The organism is Rhodanobacter sp. C03 (genome assembly GCF_002001175.1).
GTDB lineage: Bacteria > Pseudomonadota > Gammaproteobacteria > Xanthomonadales > Rhodanobacteraceae > Rhodanobacter.
The window spans coordinates 1-22229 of the sequence record NZ_MUNT01000001.1 but is presented as its reverse complement, the minus strand read 5'-3'; the positions used below and the strand labels follow the sequence as shown (position 1 = coordinate 22229).

The window sequence follows — 22229 nt, the reverse complement described above, 5'->3', positions numbered from 1 at the left end:
CGCAGGAACCATAACGGTGCGATCTTGTGTAGGAGCGCCTTCAGCCGCGATGCTCTTGGCCGCATGTGCCGAAAAGCATCGCGGCTGAAGCCGCTCCTACATTCCCGCAATGGTATGGAACCTCAGCGCGTTGCCGGGCTGTAACGCAGGGTCAGATACCAGGTACGCCCGGGCTGGTTGAAGTAGTACACGGTCTCGTACTCGTGATCGAACGCATTGGCCAGCTTCGCCTCGACCTGCCAGTCCGCGGTGAAGTGCCAGCTGGCACGCAGCGCCAGCGTGCTGTAGCCGCCGAGGCGGTGCTGGTTGGCGGCATCGTCGTAACTCTTGCCGGCGGCGTACCAGGTGGTGCCGACGCCGAAGTCGCCGAAGCGACGGTCGATGTCGATACGCGCAGTGCGCTCCGGACGACGCGGCAACAGGTTGCCGCTGTTGGCATCGGCAGCGCCGCCGTCGTCCTTCGGCTGCTGCAGGGTCAGATAACCCTGTACCTGCCAGCCATCCAGGTTCGCGCCGAGCTGGCCTTCCAGGCCGCGGATGCGCGCCTTGCTGACGTTGAACGGCACGTAGTTCTGGTTGGGGTCGAGCAGAATCAGGTCGTCGATGTCGGTCTGGTAGGCATTCAAGGCCCAGTTCCAGATGCCGAGTTTCTGATTCAGGCCCAGCTCGCCGCTGCGCGACTTCTCCGGCTTGAGATCGGGGTTGGCCGACGGCGTGCCGAAAAACGGCGGGTAGTACAGGTCGTTGAAGGTCGGCGCATGGAACGCCGTGCCGTAGCTGGCCATCAGGCGCAGGTCGTGATCGAAGTTGTAGCCCCAGGCCAGCGCGCCGGTATCGTGGCCACCGTACTGCGAGCTGTCGTCATGCCGCGCGGACGCCTGCAATTCGCTGCGGCCGAACGTGCCCTGATACTGCACATAGGTGCCGGTGTCGTTGCGGTTGTCGGCCAGGTAGCCGGTGCTGCTGTCGACATGCTCCTGCTGGTAGTCCACGCCGACCGTCAGCAGCTGGTTCGAGGCGAGCGCAATGTCGTTCTGCCACGAGTACTGGTTGCGCCGCGAGTTGTAAAAACCGGTCTGCGCGAACGGGTAGTAGGTGCCGTAATAGGTGCCCTGGTAATAGGTGGTGGCGAGGTCCTTGCTCTGCCCCGCATTCAGCGTGACCTTCCATGCCTCCAGCGGCGAGAAGCTCAACCGCACGCCCGCCACGCGCTGCTCGTTGACGGCGTCGTTGCCGCCGTACGGGCTACCGGCATATTCCACGTCGTTCTTGCTGCGCAGCCAGGTGAAGGCCAGCTCGGTGCCGTTGTCCCAGCGGTAGCCGGCGTTGGCCGAACCGTTCCAGTTGCGGTAGGCGTCATCGCGCAGATCGTCGACGAAGCAGCCGGCACCGTTGCCGCCGTTGGCTTCCGCCGCGCCGAACTTGCAGCCGGGGAAGCCGCTGGTGTATTCACCGCCCAGGCTGAGGTTGTACCAGGCGTGCGCATCGCCGCCGGACAGACCGGCCTCGCTGCCGAACAGGCCATTGCTGCCGGCGGTCATGCTCAGCGACGGCGTGATGCCGCCGTCAGCCTGGCCATGCCGGGTGAAGATCTGGATCACGCCGCCGATCGCATCGGCGCCGTACAGGCTCGAACGCGGGCCGCGCACGATCTCGATGCGCTCGATCTGCTCCACCGGGATCTGCTCCAGCGAGGCAAGTCCCGCGGTCACCGAACCGATCCGCACGCCGTCGATCAGCACCAGCGTATGGGTGGAATTGGTACCGCGCAGGAACAACGAGCTCTGCTGGCCGAGGCCGCCGCTCTGGGTGAAGCTCACGCCCGGCAGGCCGGTCAGCAGGTCGATCACTGACACCGGCTGCAACCGTTCGATGTCGGCGCGAGTGATCACGGTGACCGACGACAGCGCATCGTCGACAGTGATCGCGGTGCGCGTGGCGGTGACGATCACCGGATCCAGTGCCGTCGTGTCGTTCTGATCGGCTGCATGGGCAGCCATCGTGCAGCTCAGGAGTGCCGCTGCCAGCAAGGTCTTCTTCAAGGTCGTTCCTCGGCCGCGCACCCGCGCACGGCTCATGAGTTCATTGAGCTGGCAGCGGGTGCGGAAAAGACGGAACAACGGGCAGGCCGAAACGCCACGCACGTGGTTCGGCCTCGCCCACCGCGAGCCACCAGGAATCGTTCCGGCCGGTCTCCGGGCTCGCGAGTGACGTGCGGTGATCCGCATGTCCCGAACGGCGCCTTCCCGTGCTCAAGCACAGTGGCATCCGCCGTTCGTGAATCTCGCTTACCGTTGCGGGGGCAGCGCCGGCCTTGCAGTGTTGTCGAACACCACGCACCGGCTTCCCGTTTCATCCCTTGGGCATGACGCCCGCGGGACACCTGAACCGGCACACTTTAGCTTCGGACGGCTATTTGGGCAATGCGCGCTATCGAAATGGCCTCGTCGAGCGACTGTAGGAGCGACTTCAGTCGCGATGCTCTTGGCGGTGTGTGCGGAAAAGCATCGCGACTGAAGTCGCTCCTACACACGCCCGCGGGTGGATCAGGCCACCCCGCCGATCCAGCTCTGCTGCACCTGATAGCCATCATCCAACACCACCAGATCAGCCTGATAGCCGGCGGCGATGCGGCCGTGGCTGGCGCCGAGGCCGAGGAACTCGGCGGGATAGGTGCTGGCCATGCGCACCGCCTCGTCCAGCGGCAGACCGAGCATCTCCACGGCATTGCGCACCGCGCCGGCCATGTCCAGCGCGGAGCCGGCCAGCACACCTTGCGCGGTCTGGCAGATGCCGTCCTTCGCGGTGATGGTTTCGCCGTTGAGCACGAAATCAGGATGCTCCGCACCCACCGGCGGCATCGCGTCGGTGACCAACAGCATCTTGCCGCGGGCTTTCGCGGCGATCGCCACGCGCAGGCTGGCCGGATGTACGTGATGACCGTCGACGATCAAGCCGCACCAACTGTCGATATCTTCCAGCGCCGCACCGACCACGCCCGGTTCGCGGCTGCCAAACGGCGTCATCGCGTTGAACAGGTGGGTGAAGCCGCGCACGCCGCCGTCGAGTGCAGCCTGCGTGGTCGCGTAGTCGGCCGCGGTATGACCCGCGCAGACGATCACCCCGGCCGCAGCCAGTGCGCCGATGCTGGCCAACGGCACCCGCTCGGGCGCCAGCGTGAGCAGGCGCACGCCGCGATGCGGCGCGCACAGCAGCGCCAGTTCCTCGCTGCCGGGCGTGTGGAAAAATTTTGGGTCGTGCACACCCTTGCGTGCCGGCGCCAGATACGGCCCTTCCAGATGGATGCCGAGTACACCCGGCACGCCTTCGGCCAGCGCCTGCTCCACCGCGGCGAGTGCGGCGCGCATCACATCCACGCTGTCGCTGACCAGGGTCGGCAGGAAACCGGTCGTACCGTAGCGCCGGTGCGCCGCACCGATGCGGCGGATCGTCTCCACCGTTGGCGCGTCGTTGAACAGCACGCCGCCACCGCCATTCACCTGCGTGTCGATGAAGCCCGGCAACAGCATCGCACCCTGCAGGTCGTGCTGCTGCGCATGGCGCACGCGCAAATCGGCCGGTGGCAACAGGTCGACGATGCGATCGCCGTCGAGCAAGACGGCGATGTTGTTGCGCCAGCCACCGGGGGTGAGTACACGAGCGTTGACGAGGGCAAGAGTCATGGCGAATTCCGCGATGCGCGAAGAATTGTAGGAGCGACTTCAGTCGCGATGCTCTTTGTAGGCCAGATGCGGGAAAAGCATCGCGACTGAAGTCGCTCCTACAGGCGCTCCTACACGGGTTTCAGACCGTTTCGGTCACCTTGTTGAGATGTGGCGGTACGTCGGGATTGAAGCCGCGGCGCAAGGCCAGTTCGCTCACCGCGCGATAGAAGCTCTGGATGATCAGCAATGGCGTGCACAGCGCCGGCAGCCCGCCGATCACCGGCAGCGCACCCGCTCCGTCCAGGCCGGGCGCAGCCACGAAGACCTGCGCACCACGGCCGCGGAATTCGCGCGCCACCGCCAGCGTGCTGTCCAGCGTGTCGTCGTCCTGCGCGAAGCACAGCACCGGAAAGTGCGGACCGACCAGGGCCATCGGGCCGTGTTTCACTTCGGCCGCGCTGAACGCCTCGGCGTGCAGGCCGCAGGTTTCCTTGAACTTCAGTGCGGCTTCCTGTGCGATGCCGAAACCGAAGCCGCGACCGACCACGAACAGGTTATGCGCGTCGACCAGGCCTTCGCTCAACGCCGACCAGTCGGCATCCCAACCTGCGCGCAAGGCATCGGGCAGCACGCGCAAGGCGGCATCCAATTCGTCATCGCCACGCCAGCGCGCACACAGATGCAGCACGGCAGCCAGCGCGGCGATGTAACTCTTGGTCGCCGCCACGCTGCGTTCCGGTCCGGCGTGCAGCGGGATCACCGTATCGGCAATCGCTGCCAGCGGCGAATCCTCCACGTTGACCATGGCCACCACATGCGCGCCGGCAATTTTGGCCGCCTGGGCATTGCGCACCAGGTCGGGGCTCTTGCCCGACTGCGAGATCGCGATGAACAACGCACCTTGCCAGCGCTGCTCGGCCGCATAGACCGAGGTGACCGACGGTGAGGCCGAGGCGGTGACGATCCCCAGCTGGGTCTCGAAGACGTATTTCGCATACGCCGCGGCATGATCGGAACTGCCACGCGCGCACGTGACGATGAAGCGCGGCGGATGCGCACGCAGCGATTGCGCCAGCGCCGTCACCACGCTGTCGTTGGCTACGAACTGGCGCGCGACCACGTCGGCCGCCTCGTGCGCTTCGCGGTACATCAGGGTGTCGCGGGCATGTGTGTTCAAGCTGGCCTCAGTCGGTTTGCAGTTCGGCGACGAAGTCGTAGATGTCGCCGCGATACCAGGAACAGGTGAACTCGACCACGCGGCCGTCGTCCAGGAAGCTGCGCCGTTCGATGTTCAATCCCGCACTGCCCGCCGCCACGTGCAGCAGGCGCGCCTGTTGCGCATTCAGCGACACCGCGCGCAAGCGCTGCAGCGCACGGCGCGGACGGCAGTTGAGATGTTCCAGCGCCTCGTACAGCGAGTCGCGCACCAGCATCGGATCGGGCAGCACGCTGGCCGGTACCACGCTGCGTTCGATCGCCAACGGTTCGTCCTGGCCGTAACGCACGCGATGCAGGCGCACCACCAGCGAACCGGGCGACAGGTTCAGCGCCATCGATTCTTCCGGGGTCACTTCGCCGATGCCGCGCTCGAAGAATTCCGAACGCGGCGACAGGCCACGCTCGCGCAGATCCTCGGTGAAACTGGTCAACCGCGACATCGGCTTGACGATGCGTTCGGCGATGAAGGTGCCGGCGCCATGCCGCTGGGTCAGCAGGCCTTCCTCGACCAGACCGGCGATCGCCTTGCGCACGGTCACCCGCGACAGCTTCAGTGCCTGCGACAGGTCGCGTTCGCTGGGCAGCGCCTGGCCCGGTTCGATGTCGCGATGCTCGACCACGTTGCGGATCGCCCGGCGCAGGCGCAGATACGCCAGCGGCTGATGCGTGGCCGGGTCGTGGCAGATCCGGCGGTATTCGTTGGCCAGTGCGGTTTCCATACCAGCAAAGATACCAATAGCAAACCACTAACCGCAAGCCCATCATCGTAAACAGGCAATCCACGAAGCCATTCGTTGTTACAGCCCGTTTTCATGAATTCGTATGCATAGCGGTAGCTGATCTGGTATTTCACTGGTACGATCGTCCGCACCCCGGGCAAGACGCGCCGTCAGGCCCTCTGCCCGCCATCCGGCATCGAGTCGAGGTGACTGCGTGACTGCTTCTTCCCAATTGGTCGAACCGTTCGACCTGGTGATCTTCGGCGGCACCGGCGATCTCGCCGTGCGCAAACTGCTGCCGGCCCTGTTCCATCGCTTTCTCGACGGCCAGCTCCCCGCCAGCAGCCGGATTGTCGGCATCGCCCGCGAGGCGCTGGACGATGCCGGTTACCGTGTGCTGTTGCGTGACGCGCTGGTCAGCATCTGCGACGCGGCAAAGCTCGATGTGTTCCTGCAGCAGGTGTTCTACCGGCCGCTGGATGCGCGCAAGGACGAGGGCTGGGACGATTTCGCCACTTTCATCGGTGCGCAGCCGGAACATGTGCGCGTGTTCTATCTCTCGACTTCACCGGAACTGTTCGTCGACATCTGCAACCGGCTCGGTCATTACGGACTCAACCAGGGCAAGTCGCGCGTGGTGCTGGAAAAGCCGATCGGCCGCGATCTCGACAGCGCGAACCAGATCAACGACGCGGTCGGCAAGGTCTTCAGCGAATCGCAGACCTTCCGCATCGATCACTACCTCGGCAAGGAGACGGTGCAGAACCTGCTGGTGCTGCGCTTCGGCAACGCGCTGTTCGAGCCACTGTGGAACGCCGGGCATATCGACCACGTGCAGATCACCGTCGGCGAAACGCTCGGCGTCGGTCATCGCGGTGCCTACTACGACCGTGCCGGCGCGCTGCGCGACATGGTGCAGAACCACATGCTGCAGCTGCTGTGCATGGTGGCGATGGAGCCGCCGTCGTCACTGGCGCCGGATGCGGTGCGCGACGAGAAACTGAAGGTGCTGCACTCGCTGAAACCCATTGACGACAGCAATGCCGCCCAGCTCACCGTGCGCGGCCAGTACCGCGCCGGCGTGGCCGAGGGCGCCAGCGTGCCGGGTTATCCGGACGAGCTGGGCAACACCAAGTCCAATACCGAAACCTTCGTCGCATTGAAGGCGGAAATCGCCAACTGGCGCTGGGCCGGCGTGCCGTTCTACCTGCGCACCGGCAAGCGATTGCCGAGCCGGGTGTCGGAAATCGTGGTCACCTTCAAGCCGGTGCCGCATTCGATCTTCAACGCCGATGCCGGCACGCTGAAGCAGAACCGGCTGGTGCTGCGGCTGCAGCCGGACGAGGGCGTGAAGCTGTGGCTGACCATCAAGCATCCCGGCCCCGGCGGCCTGCGCCTGCGCCATGTGCCGCTGGACATGAGCTTCGCCGAGGCATTCGGCGTGCAGCAACCGGATGCGTACGAGCGCCTGCTGCTTGACGTGGTACGCGGCAATCCCACCCTGTTCATGCGCCGCGACGAAGTGGAAGCGGCATGGCGCTGGGCCGGCCCGATCCTGGCCGCCTGGTCCGCCAGTGGCGAAGCGCCGCGGCCGTACGCCGCTGGCAGCTGGGGACCGAGCGCAGCAGTGGCCTTGATCGAGCGCGATGGCCGCACCTGGAACGAAGACAGTGAATAAGCAGCACTTACGCTCACTTCACCCGGCGATACCGTTGCCTGCCGCAGACTTGACCTTCCTTTCCCAATGAGACGCGTGGCCGCTTTCGTTGATTGGCGGCCAGCCCGGCACTCTTCATGACCACTCCATTGAACGTCACCACCCTCAGCTTCACCGATGGCCACGCACAGGCGGTGGCACTGGCCGAACAGGTCGCCGCGCGCCTGCGTGCCGCGCTGGCCGAGCGCGGCCATGCGCTGCTTGCCGTTTCCGGCGGCAGCACGCCCAAAGATTTTTTCGCTTGCTTGTCGCACGAATCGCTGGACTGGGCGAACGTGCAGATCACTCTGGTCGACGAACGCTGGGTGCCGGACAGCGACGAGCGCTCCAATGCCGGGCTGGTGAAGTCGCTGCTGTTGAAGCATGCCGCCAGCGCAGCACAGTTCGTGCCGCTGTATACCGGCGCGCCCACGCCGGAAGAAGGATTGGCCGCCGCCAACGAACGGATCGACGCGCTGCCGTTGCCGTTCGATGCGGTGGTGCTGGGCATGGGCGACGATGGCCATACCGCCTCGTTCTTTCCCGGCGGCGATCATCTGGCCGAGGCGCTGAATCTCGAAGGCCGCGCCCGCGTGTTGCCGATGCAAGCGCCCGGCGCCGGCGAACCGCGCATCACGCTCACCCTGCCCACGCTGCTCCACACCCGCGCGCTGTACCTGCTGATTGCCGGCGAGAAGAAGGCCGATCTACTCGCCGATGTCCGGCTCGGCCTGGACGCGGCGAAGAGCTATCCGATACGCGCCGTGCTGATCCAGCAACGCGTGCCGGTGACGGTGTACTGGTGCCCGTGAAACCCGTAACGGGCATCTCATACCCAATTCTGTAGGAGCGGCTTCAGCCGCGATGCTGTTCAAAATCACGTTGGCTGACCAGGAGCATCGCGGCTGAAGCCGCTCCTACACAACCATTGACCTGCTGGAATCCGCCATGAGCACGTTGCATCCCGTCGTCGCCGAAGTCACCGAACGCCTGCGCGAGCGCAGCCGCGAGACGCGCGCGGCCTACCTCAAGCGGATCGACGCCGTCGACCGTGGCGGCCCGCAACGCGAGCACCTGTCCTGCGGCAACCTCGCGCACGGCTTCGCCGCCTGCGGCAGTACCGACAAGGAGGCCCTGCGCAACGGCCGCTGCGCCAACCTCGCGATCATCACCGCCTACAACGACATGCTGTCCGCGCATCAGCCGTACGAGCGCTATCCCGCGCTGATCCGCCAGATCGCCCGCGACGCCGGCTTCACTGCCCAGGTCGCCGGCGGCGTGCCGGCGATGTGCGATGGCGTCACCCAGGGCCAGCCCGGCATGCAGCTGTCGCTGTTCTCGCGCGACCTGATCGCGATGGCCACCGCGGTGTCGCTGTCGCACGACATGTTCGACGGTGCGCTGTACCTGGGCATCTGCGACAAGATCGTGCCGGGCCTGCTGATCGGCGCGCTGAGCTTCGGCCACCTGCCCGGCGCCTTCGTGCCGAGCGGCCCGATGCCCAGCGGCATTCCCAACGAACAGAAATCGAAAGTGCGCCAGGCCTGGGCCGACGGCAAGGCGAGCAAGGCCGAGCTGCTCGAAGTCGAGGCCGCGTCGTATCATGCCCCCGGCACATGCACGTTCTACGGCACCGCGAACTCCAACCAGATGCTGATGGAGATCATGGGCCTGCACCTGCCCGGCGCCAGCTTTACCGCGCCGGACACGCCGCTGCGCGACGCGCTCACCGCCGAGGTGGTGCGCCGGGTCAACGCGCTCAGCGCGCTGGGCGAAAGCTACCTGCCGATCGGTCACATCATCGACGAGCGCGCGATCATCAATGGCGTGATCGGCCTGCACGCCACCGGCGGCTCCACCAATCACCTGCTGCACCTGGTGGCGATAGCCCACGCGGCCGGCATCCAGTTGCGCTGGGACGATTTCGACGCGCTGTCCGGCGTGATCCCGCTGCTGGCACGCGTGTATCCGAACGGCTATGCCGATGTGAACCAGTTCCATGACGCGGGCGGCATGGCCTTCCTGATCGACCAGCTGCTCAGCGCCGGCCTGCTGCATGCGGACGTGGATACCATCTTCGGCACCGGCATGGACGGCTATGCGCAGATTCCATACCTCGACGATGACGGTGCACTGCACTGGAAACCGGTAGCGAAGCAGAGCGGCAACCGCGGCGTACTGCGTGGCACCGACGAACCGTTCCGCGCCGACGGCGGCCTGCGCATGCTGCAGGGTAATCTCGGCCGCGCGGTGATCAAGGTCTCGTCGGTGCCGGACGACCGGCTGGTGATCGAAGCGCCGGCGATCGTGTTCCAGGATCAGGACGAAGTACCCGCTGCTTTCAAGCGCGGCGAACTCAATCGCGACTTCATCGCGGTGGTGCGCTTCCAGGGTCCACAGGCGAATGGCATGCCCGAGCTGCACAAGCTCACCCCGACGCTGGCGCTGCTGCAGGATCGTGGCCACCGTATCGCGCTGCTCACCGACGGCCGCATGTCCGGCGCGTCCGGTCGGGTGCCGGCGGCGATCCATGTGACACCGGAAGCGGTGGCCGGCGGCAACATCGCGAAGATCCGCAACGGCGACATGATCCGCCTGGATGCCGTTAACGGCCGTCTGGACGTCCTGATGGAACAGCACGAACTGGACGCGCGCCTGCCGCACACCGCCGACCTGTCCGCCCAGCACAGCGGCATGGGCCGCGAACTGTTCGGCCTGTTCCGGCAGGCGGCGGCCACCGCAGATCTTGGTGCCGGTGTCCTCTGACGATCGCCCTTCACCTGTAGGAGCGACTTCAGTCGCGACCGCACTGTTTCGGCTGGCATCAGAGCATCGCGACTGAACTCGCTCCTACACACGCGCCGCCACAATCTTCCACCCGTGAGTGAATCCATGAGCAGCATCGAACTCAAGCAGCAACAGATCGAAACCACGATGCGATTGGCACCGGTGATTCCCGTGGTGGTGATCGATGACGCGCGGCATGCGGTGCCGATGGCGCGCGCGTTGGTCGCCGGTGGCACGCCGGCGATCGAAGTCACCCTGCGCACAGCGGCCGCATTGGAAGCGATCCGCGCAATTGCCGCCGAAGTGGAAGGCGCGGTGATCGGCGTCGGCACCGTGCTCAGCGCGCGCGATCTGAAAGCCGCGCAGCAGGCTGGCGCGCGCTTCGCGGTGTCGCCCGGCGTCTCGCCGTACCTGCTCGATGCCGCCGACGACAGCGAGCTGCCACTGCTGCCCGGGGCCGCCACCGCCAGCGAAGTGATGGCCATGCTCGAGCGCGGTTATCGCCATCTGAAATTCTTTCCGGCGGTACCGGCCGGTGGCCACAAGCTGCTCGGCGCCTGGGCCAGCCCGCTGCCACAGGTCTGCTTCTGCCCCACCGGTGGCATCAGCCTCGCCAGCGCGCCGGATTTCCTCGCGTTGCCCAACGTGATCTGCGTCGGCGGTTCATGGCTGACTCCCGCCAACCTGCTCGCTACCGGCGATTGGGCTGCGATTGAATTGCTCGCACGCGAGGCGGCCGGGTTGCATCGGCCGGCCTGAGTCCGGATACCCGCGAAGAGCCTGTAGGCACGACTGTAGGAGCGACTTCAGTCGCGAAGCTCTTGGCTGCGTTTACCGAAAAGCATCGCGACTGAAGTCGCTCCTACAACTGCTTCGCTCCCAGCCGCGCCATCACTGCCTCCGTGACGCGGGCGCAGCGCTGGCCCATGAACGGAAACGCTTCGCTCATGGTGGCTGCCAGCGTTCCCTGCAATGACGCACGCAGCAGGCGGCGGGCGCGATGCAGGCGGGTTTTCACCGTCTCCGGCTTGATCTCCAGCTGGGTGGCGGTTTCCTCGACCGTGCACTCCTCGATCTCGCGCATCACGTAGACCGTGCGGAACGCTTCCGGCAATTCGTCGATGGCGTGTTCGAGCAGGTGGCGGATCTGTGCGCGGGCAGCGGACACGGCTGGATCCTCATTGCCGAATTTCGATGGGAACTGGATGACCTGGTGGCTATCGTCCGGCGCCGCGTCGAGCTGTTCCAGTCCGACCATGTTGTGGCGCTTGCGCAGCCGGCCGCGCGCCTCGTTCAGCACGATGCTGGTGAGCCAGGTCAGCAGGGTCGAGTCACCGCGGAACGTGTCCAGCTTGTTGTAAGCACGCATATACGATTCCTGCAATACGTCTTCCGCTTCCGAATCCTCGCCAACCACGCTGCGCGCGATGCGGAACAGCCGCTGGTTGCAGCGCTGCATGATGTGCCGGAACGCTTCGCGCTGACCGCCGCGGACCAGCGCCACCAGCGCGTTGTCATCCAGTGCGGCGTAATCGATGGGTACAAGTTTGACGGGCGATGTCATGGTTCTCTCCTTTTACACCTATCGGATGCGGCGGCAGGGCCTGAGGTTCCCGGCAACGGTATACAGAAAACCGGAACCTGGATGCCGCTGTTGCATCCCATGAACGCAGGCAAGGGCGCTGGTCGGTTCCACCGCGACGCTCGCCGCATCCGTTCGTCCACTTCCAAGGAGACACCCATGAACAAGCCGCTGCTCGCCCTCGCCCTCGTTTTTGGCATCGCCACCGTAGCCAGCGTGCAGGCCCAGACCCCGGCCGCCGCTAGCCCGGCACCGGCCATCAACGACGCGCAGATCGCGCACATCGCCTATACCGCCGGCGTGATCGACATCGCCGCCGCCAAGCAGGCATTGCAGAAATCGCACAACAAGGATGTGCGCGCATTCGCCGAGGAAATGGCGCGTGACCATGCCGCAGTCAACGAACAGGCGCTGGCCCTGGTGAAAAAGCTGGGTGTGACGCCGCAGGACAATCCGACCAGCCAGTCGCTGTCGAAGAACGCCGCCGCCGAACTCAAGACATTGGCCGCACTCAAGGGCAGCGCGTTCGACAAGGCCTACGTCGACAACGAAGTGGCGTATCACAAGGCCGTCAACGGCGCGTTGAGAAGCACGCTGATTCCATCGGCGCAGAACGCGGAGCTGAAGTCGTTGCTGGAAACCGGGCTGAAACTGTTCCAGTCGCACCAGGCCCATGCCGAGCATCTCGCGCAAAGCCTGAACTAAGGAATCCTCCATGCTCCGCATGACGATCCTTCTCGCGGGCCTGCTGGCACTGGCCGGTGGTATCGCACCGGCCAGTGCCAGCAGCACGGCGAAACCCCCGGCAACGGCGGCCCATCGCATGCATGTGATCGTGATCGACCAGATGCAGTACGGCCCGATGCCGACCGACGTACGCGCCGGCGACATCATCGAATGGACCAATCACGACATCCTCGAACACAGTGCCACTGCACGCGACGGCCACTTCGACGTCGACCTGAAACCGGGCACCAGCGGGCGCATCACCGCCACCGCGGGCACGTTCGCGTTCTTCTGCAAGTTCCACCCCACCATGACCGGCACCGTGGTGGTCAAGTAACCCGGCAAGGACTCTGAAGCCTGCTTCGGAGGTTGCGTCGCCGTGCCTCACACACGGCGCCGCAACGCTGGTCGATTTGCTCTATCCAATCTGATGTCTAGCCGTCGCTCGATCAATTGCTGACGGCAGCATCCTTCACCGGCTTCACATATGTATTGAACAACTCATCGATCCGCCGGTATTCGTCGTACCACGAATCGGCGTGCACGAAACCGTGGCGCTCCAGCGGATACAGCGAGATCCAGAAATTTTTCTTGTGCAGTTCGATGAAACGCTGGTACAGGCGGATCGAATCGGCCGCCATCACGTTGTCGTCGATCAGGCCATGCTGGATCAGCAGCGGATCCTGCAGCTTGTCGGCGTATTCGATCGGCGAACTGGTCGTGTAGGCCGCGGGATCGAGCTGTGGATCGTTGAGGATGTCGGAGGTGTACTCGTGGTTGTACAGCGTCCAGTCGCTGACCGGACGCAGTGCGGCACCCGCAGCGAATTCACCCGGCGCGCGCAGCAGTGCCATCTCGGTCATGAAGCCGCCGTAGCTGCCGCCATAGATGCCGACACGCTTCGGATCGACGCCGTGGTTCTTCACCAGCCACGCCTTGCCGTCGAGCAGGTCTTCCAGCTCCGGATGACCCATCTTCTCGTAGATCGCGGTGCGCCAGGCGCGACCGTAGCCTTCCGAGGCGCGGTAATCCATGTCGAGCACGACGTAACCCTGCTGCACCAGCAGGTTGTGGAACATCTGCTCGCGGAAGTAATAGGTGGATGACAGCGTGACATTCTGCAGGTAGCCGGCGCCGTGCACGAAGATCACCGCCGGGCGAGATGCGGCGGCGGCCTCGTCGGCCGGACCATAGTATTTCGCGTAGATCACCCCGGCGCCGTGCGAGGAGGGCACCTCGACGATCTTCGGCGCGATCCAGTCATGCGCGGTGTAGGCCGGCTTCATCGTGTTGGTCAGCTCGCGCGCCGCGCCACCGCTGCTCGACTGTACCGTCAGCTGCGCGAACACGTAAGGCGAGGAATGCAGTACGGCGAGCTGGCTGCCGTCCGGCGACAACTTGAAGTCGTCCATGCCCTGGTAGTTGGTGACACGGCTCAACGCACCGCCCTCGACCGGCAGCCGGTAGACATCGTAGCTGTACGGCGCGACCTGGTTGGTACGCACATAGAACCACTTGCCATCGTCGCTGAGCAGCGGGTGGCTGACTTCAAACTTGCCGGAGGTCAATGCCTTTGCGTTGCCATCCAGCGTCTTGGTATAGAGCTGCGAATAGCCGGTTTCCTCGCTCATGTACCACAACGTTCGGTTGTCCTTGAGCCAGCCGAATTCGTTGAAGTTCCAGTTGATCCACGCGTTGTCGGTGAGCCGATGCTGGTTGACCAGCACGTGGCGGCTGAAATCGACATTGGCGATCCAGCGATCCTTGTTGTCGATCGCGCGCAGCTGGATGGCCAGATGACTTCCGTCATCGCTCCATGCGATGCCACCGCCACCGCCATCTTCCGAATTGGCGATGATGCGCACCGCGCGCACTTCAGGTGCCTTCAGTGCCTTCGCCTCATCCTGCTTGCCCGCCTTCTCCAGTGCGGCCACGGACTGCGCACGCAGTGCCTTGAGCGGATCGTCCTTGATACCGGGAAGAGTGTCGGTCTTCAGCGGGTATTGCTGGTGATTCCGCAGGTCCAGCAACAGCAGCGACTGCGGCGTGGGATCGTTGCGCCCGACATAGGTGCGCGCATCCTTCGGCTCGGTATAGCCGCTGTCGGTGACGTAATGGTTGACCTTCGGCGCCTCGCCCTTGGCATGATCCTTCGGCACCGTCACCAGCAGCATCCAGCGGCCGTCCGGCGACAGTTCGGTATCTACCGCGCGGGACTTGTCGCCCAGCCAGAACGGCCGCGGCGCGCGACCCGGATCGGCAGCATCCAGCGCCTTGTCCTCGTCACGCATGGCCTGCTTGTCGGCCTTGATCTCGCGCAGTGTCTTGAACAGCTTGAGCTGCAGCTCGCCCAGGTCATCGGGTTGTTTGGCTTGCGGGTCATTGGAGAAATTCAGCACCGCCACTGGTGCCGCGACACCGCTGCTCAAGTCATAGCTGTACCAGTCGTTGCCGTCACGATATTGCAGGGCGCGATCGTCGGCGGAGAATTGCGGCGAGGATTCCTCCTGCGGCGTGCGCGTCACCTGCTGGCGCCGGCCGCTGGCCAGATCGACCACGAACACATCGCCGTGCAGGATGAACGCCGCATGCCGATGAGTACGATCGAACACCGCCGGGCCGTCGACCTGCGCCATCGCCGCCGGATCCAGTTTCACGCTCTGCCCGCTGGCCGGATCAAGCTTGTACAGATCACGCACCGGGCTGCCGTCGCGCTTCAGCGAGTAATACAGGCTGCGCCCGTCCACGCTCCAGTACGGCGACTCCACTGCCTGCCCGATCCAGTCGGGATTGGCCATGATGGTTTCCAGGTCGAGCGGGGCCGTTGCCGGTACGGTGGCGGCCGCCGCAGGCAGCACACAGAAGGCGATCAGGCTGGCCAGCAACAATCGACGCATGGGAAACATCCTCGGGCAAAAAATCAGCATAACCGAGCCCGGCGGCACGGACGTGGCGTGCATGCCATAAGTCACGGGCGATGCCGCCTGATAGCCACCGTACTGCGTCGTTTACGGTTCCCCTACGCACCCGACATAATGCCTTGGCCGTGGGGAGTGCGGCAGCCATCGGGGGAAGACCATGAACCGCTTGATACGTTGCACTGCCATCGTCGCGTTGATGTTGTGGCTGTCACCCAGCCTGGCAACGCAGACTCGCGAACAGACCTTCACCGTGGGCGCGGATGTCGATGCCCAGGGACAGGTGACGCAGACACAGCCGGAGCCAGGCGCTGCCCCGCAGATCGCCGCCGTGCTGGACGAAGCGATCAAACATTGGCGTTTCGTTCCGACACAGCACGACGGAAAGGCGGCGCCGGCACACACCTTCATCACGGCCAAGCTGGAAGCGCTGCCGGTGACGGATGGCAAGTACAGCTTGCGCATCAGCTATGTCGGTGTAGGACCGAAGTGGAATCGCACGGGCGGCGCGCACTATCCGGACGCTGCCGTTCGTTCAAACGTAAACGGTTTGGTTGTGATCCTCGGTGATTTTCCGCTGGACGGAAGCCCGGTGGTGACAGATACGAGGCACGAGTTCGAGGATGGGTATGGCAAGTTGTTCGCCAAGGCGGCCAAGGATTGGTTCCTGCATACCTCGTATACCCTGGAGACGGTTGATGGCCAGCCAGTGGAAGCCCACGTTCGCACCTACGTGGTATTCGAGTTGGACCAAGTCAACCGTGACAACGGTAGTCCTGCTCCAGATGTGCCGTACTCGCTCAGCCCATCCGAGAAAACGCTTCTGCATCAGGCCGGTTTTACGGATGACGACCTCCGCCCAAACAGCAATCGGCTACTCCTTTCCAGCGTATTGCGGCCGAGCATGGTCGATACGGTGACCCTGCAACCTTGAGCCAATCGTATGCTGCGGTCGGCTGCAGGCGCGGCGACAAATGTGCCGATGGCCTGCCGGTACACTCGACATAATGCAGTCGCCGCGAGGGGCGCGGTCATCCAAGGGGGCATTATGAAAACGATCATGCGCAGCATCGTCATAGCCGGATTGCTGTCGGGCTCGTTGTCCGCGCAAGCTGCGGCTGCACCGAAAGCGTTTAAACACACTTACCAGGTCGGCACCGACGTGAATACCGACGGCCAGATCGTGCAGATCCAGCCCGACCAGGACGTCCCGCCGCCGATTGTTGCCATTCTGGACGAGACCATGAAGCACTGGAGCTTCGTGCCCGTGCAACAGGGTGGCAAAGCCGTGCCAGTCCACAGCTTCATCAGCGCGGAGGTAGAGGCCAGCGAGAACACCGATGGAAAATACGCCATCCGCGTCACCTATTTAGGCGCTGGACCCAAACTGCTTGGGCCCAAAAAAGGCGGGCCTGATAAAAAAACCGGGCCTGACTATCCGGAGCGCGTCTTGCACACGCTGGGGCCTCATGGCGCCGTCGCCGTCTCGCATCTGGACCTGACTGCTGACGGGAAAGTCGTCGTCACCGACATCCAGACGGATCTGGGCGGCGCTCAAAGCGATGCCAACAAGGAACTCTTCGCCGCGGCGTTGAAGCGGTGGTACGAACGAGGCTCAGCCCTGCCTGAAACCGTCGATGGACAACCCATCGCGGCAAAGATGGTTACCGACATGACGATCCAGATAGTGGCAACCATCACCCAGAGAATGGAATTGTCACCTTCCATGGCAGTCGCCTATCCTGCAACCGGTGGCGCTCCCCCTGCGGTCGCCAACGATCTCGACGAAGCCCAGAAGGCGTTTCTCAAACAGTCGGGGTATTCGCTGGACAACGATGGTACAAACTCCCAGAGCGTCCTCAAGCCCAGCATGACTGCGACCGTAGTCATGCAACCCTGAATCCTTGTCGAGTTTTTCATGACCCTGCCCGCCTACGAAATCGAAACCGCCGCTAACTCCCGCTACAGCGTGATCTGGCTGCATGGCCTCGGCGCCGATGGCAACGATTTCGCGCCGATCGTGCCGCAACTGGTGGATCGCGCATGGGGACCGATTCGCTTCGTGTTTCCGCATGCGCCGGTGCGGCCGGTGACGATCAACAACGGCATGTCGATGCGCGCGTGGTACGACATCGCCGCGTTCGATCTCAACGCGCGGCAGGACGAGGCGGGCATGCGCGCGTCGGTCGCTGCGGTGGAAAGCCTGATCGGCCGCGAACATGAGCGCGGCGTGCCAAGCGAGCGGATCGTGCTGGCCGGCTTCTCGCAGGGCGGCGCGATCGCCCTGGCGGCCGGCCTGCAGTATGCGGAAAAGCTGGCCGGCATCATCGCGCTGTCGACCTATCTGCCGACGTATGCGGCACTCGCCAGCGAACGCAGCGCGGCGAACGCCGCCATCCCGATTTTCTGGGGGCACGGCACCGTCGATCCGGTGGTGGTCCTGCAACGCGGTCTCGAGTCGCGCGATGTGCTGCAGTCGCTGGGGTATGCCGTGGAATGGCATAGCTATCTGATGGCACACGCGGTCTGCCCCGAAGAGATCGGCGACCTGCGCCACTGGCTGAGCCAGCGACTGGCGTAACGACGCCCGCGCATACGGCATACTTGCCCGCATGCGCGCATCCACCTCCAGCCGCGGCCCGCGCGGCCGCATCGAGCACAGCCCGCTGCCGGACTTCTGTCGGCTGCCGGCGTTGTTCGCGCTGTTCGTGGTGTGCGCACTGACGATGACGGTGATCTGGCTGGCGCGCGACAGCCGGCGCGACTGGACCGGCTACAGCGTCGGCATGTTGTTCGTCGATTGGCTGGCGCTGGTGATCGGCCTGGCGCTGTGCAAATTGCGCCCGCTGTTGCAGCGGCTGCCCCGTCACATGCCCTACGTCGGCGCGTGGCTGCTGATGCTGTTGATCGTGACAGTCGCCAGCGCACTGGCGCACTGGATGGACGCCACCCTGCAGATGCAGCTGATCGAAAGCAGCACTACGCTCTTCGTGCGTGACAACGTGCTGATCACCGCCCTGCTCGGCGCCGCAATGCTGCGCTACTTCTATGTGCTGGGGCAGTGGCAGGCGCGCCTCGCCGCGGTGACGCGAGCGCAGGTCGAGGCGCTGCAGGCACGTATCCGCCCGCACTTCCTGTTCAACAGCATGAATACGGTGGCCGCACTGATCCGGGTCGATCCGGCCGCCGCCGAACGCACCGTGGAAGACCTGTCCGAACTGTTCCGCGCCGCGCTGGGCCAACACGACACCAGCGACGGCACACTGGGCGAGGAGCTGGCGCTGGTCGAGCGTTACCTGGCGATCGAACAGCTGCGCCTCGGCGCGCGCCTGCACGTGCAACGCGAACTGGATGACCTGCCCGCCGACTTCCCGCTGCCGCGCCTGCTGCTGCAGCCGCTGGTGGAAAACGCGGTACGCCACGGCGTCCAGCCACTGCGCGAAGGTGGCGAAGTGAGCCTGCGCGGACAACGTGACGGCGACGGCATCCGCATCGAGATCAGCAATCCGCTGCCAGACACACCGGCCATAGCCGGCAACGGTCACGGCCTGGACAGCGTGCGCCGGCGCGTGGCCTATCGCTATGGCCCGCAAGCCAGGGTGCAGGCCGGTGCTCAGGGCGATCGCTACGTGGTGGTGCTGCAACTGCCGGGAACCTCCGCCTGATGCGCGCGCTGATCGTCGACGACGAACCGCTGGCACGCGCGCGACTGGCCGCCCTGCTCGGCGAATGCGAAGGCATCGAAATCGTCGGCAGCATCGGCGACGGCGAAGCCGCACTCGGATCACTCGGCGACCTGCAGCCGGACGTGCTGCTGCTCGACATCAACATGCCCGGCCTCAGCGGCACCGCCGTGGCGCAACGACTGGCCGGCCGTACGCGGCCGCAGGTGATCTTCTGCACCGCCTACGAAGCCCACGCGCTGAAGGCGTTCGAACTCGGCGCCGTCGACTACCTGCTCAAACCGGTACGCCTCGAACGCCTTCGCGATGCATTGCAGCGCGCCCAACGTCGCCTCGCCGACACACCACGCGAACCGACCGCCTACCTGCACGGCCGCCTGCGCGGCGAACAAGTGCGCATCGCCCTCGCCGAAGTGATCTGCCTGCTCGCCGACGAGAAATACGTCGTGGTGCAACACCGCCGCGGCGAACTGCTGATCGAGGAATCCCTGCGCCAGCTGGAAGAGGCTTATCCCGATCAACTGATCCGCCTGCACCGCAACTGCCTCGTGCCGCCGCCACGCCTGCTCGGTGTGAAGACCCTCGCCGACGGTCGTGTACTGGCACGACTGGACGGCACCGAACTCAGCCCGGAAATCAGCCGGCGCAATCTGCCGGCGGTGAGGAAGCTGCTGCGGCTCGGGTGAACGCGCGTGATCGCCACATCAGCACACAGCTCAAAACAGCGATGTTTATTACCCCGGATTGTGGGTAATAAGACTTAGCACCTCGATTTGCGTGATATGCAACGAGGCAATTTGGCTATACGCACACATTCCATCACCAGCGAAAGCTTTGTCCAGCACAGATTTGAGTCGCTTGACGGAGCGCCTTCGAATCCTGAACATCCATTGCATATGCCCCGATGTGGGGTCTAATAAGCGTTAGCTGACCATGACACACGCTCTACACACTGCAGGTCTGATCTTCGCTTCGCTGGTCGTGTTTTCAGGATGCGTCAGCGCGGCGCCTTCACCCACGGAGGACATCGCTGTCCTCTCAGCCATCCTTACGAATCGTTGCGAGTATGCGGCGTCACATGCGGGAAAGAAATACGAACTGCTATCGGCGCAGGCGTTGTTCGTAGATCACGTGACATCGAGCAGTAAGCTCGATTCAAGCGCGATGAACTCCCTATTGCTTCGCAACAAGACGGCACATGATCTCCCTACTCTTTCGCTATGTCCTGGCTACAAGTCCGTGCCTCAGGTAGAAATCGAAGCGGCAATGGCAAAAAAGGGCTGGCCTGGCTTCTACAAAGCTTTCCCAAACGCCAGCGGCATTTCGTACCTCAGTCTCCCTGGCTACTCTTTGGATGGCAACGTGGCGATCGTTGAGTTTTCGGGGTCATGCAACCTACGTTGTGGTAGCAGTTTCTTTTGGGTCATGCACAAAGTTGAGGGCAAGTGGACCCTCTATAAGGTGGTTCCCGGATGGATCAGCTAACATTTCGTTCAAGGCGGACGGCTTCGCCGCCGCTTAACTCCAGCGTTAGGCCTCATATGGAAGTTCCCGTGCGCTCAAACGCCTCAATGTTTCTCGCTCACACGGTCGAGCCTACAGTTGCGGAGTTCGAGAAGGCGCCGTACGACATCCGTCGCGGCAGGCTCGCTGCAATTGTCCTGTATCACATGGCGGACCATTTCGCGCTCGACGGTTTCGCAAGCCGCGAGCGCAAGCTCATGGACCAAGAGATCGCGAATGTGCGTACGAGCGTACAAGCCAAGTGTCCGGATTTCGCAATAATCCGAGATGTGGCAGATGCGTCTAAACATGCGAAGTTGGCTTCATCAAAAAAGGTTCCGCGCCAGCTCTCATCGGCAGAGCAATTGTCGGCCACCCCAGGAGTCTTTCAAGCACCGTTCGGCTATGGCGTGTTCGCAGAGGCGGCGGAGGTCATCGTCACGTTGGATGACGGCACCACGCTCTCTTTACTGCCAGCCGTTCGCACAGTCCTTGCTACTTGGAGGTCAATGCTGTGAGTGCGCCTGTTCAAGCCCATCGCCTTAAGATGAGGCCTAACCACTCGTCCAAGCGGACGCGCGAAAAGCCGCGCGCCGCTTAACTCAAGCGTTAGGACGGCAATGGCACTCTTCTCGCGGCTGAATAAAAAGATCGTTCCAATCTACTTGCGCACGCTTGCCTGGCTGCTCCTATTTTGCCTACTCCCCGCAACCGTGTACGGCTACACAGAAAGTATCTGGATGGGCTTCAAGGTCTTCCTTGTCATGGGCGTCATCGCTGCATTGGGACTCCTCTCGGGCTTCTGGGGCGCCATGTTTCCAAAGGGGTCAGGCGGCAGCTAGATTGCCGCCTAACATTTCGTTCAAGGCGGACGGCTTCGCCGCCGCTTAACTCTAGCGTTAGAGCCTTATGTCGCGAGTCCGAATCCCAACTTGGCTTTTCGTCGTCTCCTCCATGGTGCTTGGTGTTGTGGGTGCGCTCATGGTGGTGACGGCGTTTAGTACGGCGTCGCTGCACTTTGGTCATTGTGGCCCGAGTGGCCTTTCGTCACCTGAGCAGTATTGTCGCGGAGCATCCCAACTTCTCATTGCTGGGTATGGCGTTCTGTTCGCTTCTGTGGTGTTTGCAGGTGTTGCCATCTGGCTTCGCGTGGTGCGTCGTGGCAGGCTCTAACTACTCGTTCAAGGCGGACGGCTTCGCCGCCGCTTAACTCCAGCGTTAGACCACTTATGACCCCACGGATCGCCACATCGCTCGCATCGAAATTAGTCGGCCATCGCTGGCACATTCTTGCAGTCACCATCTGCGCGTTGGCAATTTTGCTCGCCATAATTGTCGTTGGGCACAATCCAAGGTTAAACATCTTGTGCTTCGCTGCCATGGGACCTCTTGTACTTCTTCCCTGGGGCCTGTTTTGCGCATGCATGTGGTTTGGGCCTCAGGGAAAGTACCGGCAGCCAAACCCGACGGCGTCCAATTTTGTTCGCATCATTGGCTGGATTTTCGCTGTATTTCTTGGTGTCTACGTCGTCTGCGGCACGATCTTGTGGCCGCTTAGTGTTGCAGCGTGACGGCGTGGTCTAACATCTCGTTCAAGGCGGACGGGATAGTTCCTTCGCTTTAGTGGACACCCTGAACTACCACTTCAGGAGTCCACAAGATGCCCAAGCCAGGCCCGCGAACCACCTATCGTTACACCCATGATTTCAAGGCGACGGCTGTTCGTTTGAGC

Annotated in this window: 20 protein-coding genes and 1 riboswitch; of the genes, 14 read left to right on the top strand and 6 right to left on the bottom strand. The window is 63.7% G+C overall.

What is annotated here, in order from left to right; translation table 11 throughout:
- Positions 1-122: 122 nt before the first annotated feature.
- The 4 genes from btuB to B0E48_RS00090 all read right to left on the bottom strand — a co-directional run bounded on the left by btuB (position 123) and on the right by B0E48_RS00090 (position 5602).
- Entirely contained in the window at positions 123-2042 is a 1920-nt protein-coding gene (gene btuB / locus B0E48_RS00105) for a TonB-dependent vitamin B12 receptor (RefSeq protein ID WP_077516776.1), read from the bottom strand.
- Positions 2043-2168: 126 nt separating this feature from the next.
- Positions 2169-2402: riboswitch (cobalamin riboswitch) on the bottom strand.
- 144 nt (positions 2403-2546) lie between these two features.
- Positions 2547-3683 (bottom strand): N-acetylglucosamine-6-phosphate deacetylase, encoded by a 1137-nt coding sequence (gene nagA / locus B0E48_RS00100; protein WP_077515441.1) that lies wholly within the window; start codon positions 3681-3683, stop codon positions 2547-2549.
- A 121-nt stretch (positions 3684-3804) separates the two neighbouring features.
- Complete coding sequence (locus B0E48_RS00095; RefSeq protein WP_077515440.1) at positions 3805-4815, bottom strand: SIS domain-containing protein; 1011 nt, start codon at positions 4813-4815, stop codon at positions 3805-3807.
- 34 nt (positions 4816-4849) lie between these two features.
- The gene (locus B0E48_RS00090; protein WP_077440796.1) at positions 4850-5602 is read right to left on the bottom strand and encodes a GntR family transcriptional regulator; all 753 of its coding nucleotides are present in this window, start codon (positions 5600-5602) and stop codon (positions 4850-4852) included.
- A 214-nt stretch (positions 5603-5816) separates the two neighbouring features.
- On the opposite strand from B0E48_RS00090, the gene zwf reads away from it, so the two are divergent.
- The 4 genes from zwf to eda all read left to right on the top strand — a co-directional run bounded on the left by zwf (position 5817) and on the right by eda (position 10844).
- A complete protein-coding gene (zwf, locus tag B0E48_RS00085; protein WP_077515439.1) occupies positions 5817-7280 on the top strand; it encodes a glucose-6-phosphate dehydrogenase in 1464 nt (487 codons plus the stop codon).
- Positions 7281-7396: 116 nt separating this feature from the next.
- Complete coding sequence (gene pgl / locus B0E48_RS00080; RefSeq protein ID WP_077516775.1) at positions 7397-8110, top strand: 6-phosphogluconolactonase; 714 nt, start codon at positions 7397-7399, stop codon at positions 8108-8110.
- 136 nt (positions 8111-8246) lie between these two features.
- A complete protein-coding gene (edd, locus tag B0E48_RS00075; protein WP_077515438.1) occupies positions 8247-10064 on the top strand; it encodes a phosphogluconate dehydratase in 1818 nt (605 codons plus the stop codon).
- Positions 10065-10190: 126 nt separating this feature from the next.
- Positions 10191-10844 carry a bifunctional 4-hydroxy-2-oxoglutarate aldolase/2-dehydro-3-deoxy-phosphogluconate aldolase gene (gene eda / locus B0E48_RS00070; protein ID WP_077515437.1) on the top strand — a complete coding sequence of 218 codons (654 nt, stop codon included), beginning with the start codon at positions 10191-10193 and terminating at the stop codon, positions 10842-10844.
- A gap of 103 nt (positions 10845-10947) precedes the next feature.
- Here eda and B0E48_RS00065 read toward each other — a convergent pair whose 3' ends face one another.
- Positions 10948-11649, bottom strand: coding sequence for an RNA polymerase sigma factor (locus B0E48_RS00065; protein ID WP_077515436.1), 702 nt, complete (start codon positions 11647-11649; stop codon positions 10948-10950).
- A 177-nt stretch (positions 11650-11826) separates the two neighbouring features.
- Between B0E48_RS00065 and B0E48_RS00060 the strand changes: the two genes are divergently transcribed.
- Positions 11827-12372, top strand: coding sequence for a DUF4142 domain-containing protein (locus B0E48_RS00060; RefSeq protein ID WP_077516773.1), 546 nt, complete (start codon positions 11827-11829; stop codon positions 12370-12372).
- Between the two features lie 10 nt (positions 12373-12382).
- Positions 12383-12730, top strand: a complete 348-nt coding sequence (locus B0E48_RS00055; protein WP_077515435.1) for a cupredoxin domain-containing protein — start codon at positions 12383-12385, stop codon at positions 12728-12730.
- 112 nt (positions 12731-12842) lie between these two features.
- On the opposite strand, the gene B0E48_RS00050 is transcribed toward B0E48_RS00055, so the two are convergent.
- Positions 12843-15290 (bottom strand): prolyl oligopeptidase family serine peptidase, encoded by a 2448-nt coding sequence (locus B0E48_RS00050; RefSeq protein WP_077516771.1) that lies wholly within the window; start codon positions 15288-15290, stop codon positions 12843-12845.
- A 181-nt stretch (positions 15291-15471) separates the two neighbouring features.
- Between B0E48_RS00050 and B0E48_RS00045 the strand changes: the two genes are divergently transcribed.
- The 8 genes from B0E48_RS00045 (at position 15472) to B0E48_RS00010 (ending at position 21339) form a co-directional block, all read left to right on the top strand.
- Positions 15472-16245 carry a hypothetical protein gene (locus B0E48_RS00045; RefSeq protein WP_077515434.1) on the top strand — a complete coding sequence of 258 codons (774 nt, stop codon included), beginning with the start codon at positions 15472-15474 and terminating at the stop codon, positions 16243-16245.
- Positions 16246-16359: 114 nt separating this feature from the next.
- Positions 16360-17211: a hypothetical protein gene (locus B0E48_RS00040; RefSeq protein ID WP_077515433.1), complete on the top strand. Its 852-nt coding sequence runs from the start codon at positions 16360-16362 to the stop codon at positions 17209-17211.
- Between the two features lie 18 nt (positions 17212-17229).
- A complete protein-coding gene (locus B0E48_RS00035; protein ID WP_077515432.1) occupies positions 17230-17892 on the top strand; it encodes a carboxylesterase in 663 nt (220 codons plus the stop codon).
- Positions 17893-17923: 31 nt separating this feature from the next.
- Entirely contained in the window at positions 17924-18976 is a 1053-nt protein-coding gene (locus tag B0E48_RS00030; protein WP_077515431.1) for a histidine kinase, read from the top strand.
- On the top strand, positions 18976-19680 hold the full coding sequence (locus B0E48_RS00025) for a LytTR family DNA-binding domain-containing protein (protein WP_077515430.1): 705 nt from the start codon (positions 18976-18978) through the stop codon (positions 19678-19680). The genes B0E48_RS00030 and B0E48_RS00025 overlap by 1 nt, the downstream gene beginning before the upstream one ends.
- Before the next feature lie 247 nt (positions 19681-19927).
- On the top strand, positions 19928-20479 hold the full coding sequence (locus B0E48_RS00020) for a hypothetical protein (protein ID WP_077515429.1): 552 nt from the start codon (positions 19928-19930) through the stop codon (positions 20477-20479).
- A 68-nt stretch (positions 20480-20547) separates the two neighbouring features.
- Positions 20548-21015, top strand: a complete 468-nt coding sequence (locus B0E48_RS00015) for a hypothetical protein (RefSeq protein WP_254423786.1) — start codon at positions 20548-20550, stop codon at positions 21013-21015.
- Positions 21016-21117: 102 nt separating this feature from the next.
- A complete protein-coding gene (locus B0E48_RS00010) occupies positions 21118-21339 on the top strand; it encodes a hypothetical protein (RefSeq protein WP_077515428.1) in 222 nt (73 codons plus the stop codon).
- The last annotated feature ends 890 nt before the right edge of the window (positions 21340-22229 follow it).